The following is a 1,963-nucleotide window of genomic DNA, read 5'->3' as shown; positions in this document are numbered from 1 at the left end:
ACGATCATTTTTAAAAAATATGGGATTGGCAGCCGGTGTTGCAGCCGCAGCTCCAATGGCAGCTTGTAATCCAAAAGCAGGTGAAAAAGAAGCAGTCGCTTATATCCGAAAAAATGCAGAACGTGTGCCTAAAATGGATTTTAATATGTGTGGTTATGCTGCACCAAAATTGGATAAAGTTCGTGTTGGTTTTGTAGGTATTGGTGACAGAGGTATTGGAGCCGTTGATCGCATGGGTTTCATCGAAGGTGTTGAAGTCACTGCCATTTGTGATACGCGTCAGGCTGCCCTTGATGGGGCACAAGCTTCACTGGCGAAGGCGGGTTTAGCGAGAGCCAAGGAATTCTCTGGTAGCGATACTGCTTTTAAAGCCCTTTGTGATAGCGGGCTAGTTGACCTGGTTTATATTGCTACACCATGGGAATGGCACGTGCCGGTAGCTTTAGCAGCTATGCGTGGAGGTAGCCATGCAGCTGTAGAGGTATCAACAGCCAAAACCATGGACGAATGTTGGGAGATGGTTGAAGTATCGGAGCAAACCAAAAAGCACTGTGTGATTCTTGAAAATTGCTGCTATGACTTCTTTGAACTGTTAACATTGAACATGGCCCGTCAGGGAGCCTTTGGAGATTTAATACATGGTGAAGGTGCTTATATTCATGACCTGGATTACTGGCACTTTAACAAGCCAAAGGATGATAAGCCACGTGGTGATGGTGCTTACGATAAGCTTTGGCGTTTGCACGAGAATACACGCAAGGCCAATGTATACCCAACACATGGTTTAGGTCCTATTTGCCAGGCTATGGATATTAACCGTGGTGACCGTATGGATTATCTGACCGCCATGATGTCTGATGATTTCACCTTGAAGCACCGCATTAAAGAATTAGCACCTGATCGTCCGGACTTGCAGCAATTTATTGGTAAAGAGATGCGTGGTAATATGGATATGCAGATGATTCGTACCGTGAAAGGCCGTACCATGATGATTCAGCATGATATCAGCTCACCACGTCCATACTCACGTATCCATATGTTGAGTGGAACCAAGTGCTTTGCACAAAAATGGCCACTGAAGCATATTGCTTTCGGACATAAGAAAGCTGATGATGCCAAGATGAAAGAGCTGGAAGAAAAGTACACACCGGAAATCGTGCGTCGTATCGGTGAAATGGCCAAGCAGGTTGGTGGCCACGGTGGTATGGACTTTATGATGGACTGGCGTTTGATCGACTGTTTACGTAACGGCTTGCCAATGGATATGGATGTATACGATGCTGCTGCATGGAGCTGTATTACCCCATTGAGTGAGTGGTCTATTGCCAACGGTTCTAAGCCAATTGCTATTCCTGACTTTACACGAGGAAAGTGGGAAACCAACAAGCCGGTTGAGTTAACACTTAAAGGTGGCGGTACAACAGGTGTTCGAAACCTGAAAGAAGCCGATTCAGGTAAGCAGTTGAATGTACATTAATAATGTATTATGAAACATCCATCATTAATCAGATTAGCATACTCATAGTCTGTACCGGGTTTACTCGGTTGTATGTTAAAATTAATTGATGGATGTTTTATTTCAATAGGCAGAGATAAGTAAAAAATCACAGATAAATAATTGTAGATATATGATACGAGTTGTAATCGGATTGATTGTGTGCCTCGTAGTACATTGTCACATAGCTCAGGCACAGCTTGAGGGCTTTACCTATGGTGCTCAAGAAAGCCCTTCTGGTAAAGAGTGGGAATCACCTTCCCATATAGCTCATAACAAAGAGCAGCCGAGAGCTACTTTTTACTCTTTTAAAAGTGTTGAAAGTGCACGTAAGGTATTGCCTGAAAACTCGGCCTACTGGCAATCATTGGATGGTAACTGGAAGTTTAACTGGGTGAAACACCCGAATGAACGTCCTATTGATTTTTATCAACCTGACTTTGATGTTAGCAACTGGGATGATATTCC

General features: G+C 43.7%; 2 protein-coding genes. Both read left to right on the top strand.

Annotated elements, in window-relative coordinates; genetic code table 11:
* Positions 1–1,477 (top strand): Gfo/Idh/MocA family protein (locus tag FNN09_RS20815; protein ID WP_221932560.1); only part of this gene is annotated, 1,477 nt, incomplete at its 5' end.
* Between the two features lie 151 nt (positions 1,478–1,628).
* Positions 1,629–1,963 (top strand): hypothetical protein (locus FNN09_RS20810; protein WP_143304414.1); only part of this gene is annotated, 335 nt, incomplete at its 3' end.

The organism is Carboxylicivirga sp. M1479, from assembly GCF_007097485.1.
GTDB lineage: Bacteria > Bacteroidota > Bacteroidia > Bacteroidales > Marinilabiliaceae > Carboxylicivirga.
This window is presented reverse-complemented; position numbering and strand designations above follow the sequence as displayed.